Below are 451 nucleotides of genomic sequence, written 5' to 3'. Positions count from 1 at the left end.
GAGCGTGACCGCGTCGTCGGAGAACAGCGTGTCGTCGCGCCCGGCCAGGGCTAGGTGGTGGCGCAGATAGCTGCCGGTTTCGGTGTCGGTCATGGGCGCCATCGTGTAGCGCAGCCCGATGCGTTGGTCGAGCGCGGCGAGCACGCCGAGTTTCATCCGCCGGCGCAGGGTGGGTTGGCCGACAAGCAGGCAGGCGAACGGGCTGGACGAGGCGAGCTCGTGATTTGTCAAGAGCCGCAACGCTTCTAATGGGTCGTAGCCCAGTAGGTGGGCTTCCTCGACGACCACGACGGGGGTGCGGCCGCGCTCGGCTGGTTCGGCGGCCAGCGCGTCGGCGGCTTGCGGGGCCAGGGTGGCGTGATGGGTCAGGGGCTGGCCACCGAGGGAGGCCACGATGCGGTGATGGATACCTCGCACGCCGACGGTGGGGTCGGGCAGATAGATCACGGTG

At 69.2% G+C, this 451-nt stretch carries 1 protein-coding gene; it reads right to left on the bottom strand.

Annotation, left to right across the window (positions count from 1 at the left end):
• Positions 1–451: AAA family ATPase (locus tag CWS39_RS28450; protein WP_158240433.1), on the bottom strand; the 451-nt coding region annotated here is incomplete at both ends.

This window comes from Mycobacterium hubeiense (assembly GCF_002838065.1).
Classification (GTDB): Bacteria; Actinomycetota; Actinomycetes; order Mycobacteriales; family Mycobacteriaceae; genus Mycobacterium; species Mycobacterium hubeiense.
Note: the sequence above shows the minus strand (reverse complement) of the source record. Positions and strands in the feature narration are given on the sequence as shown.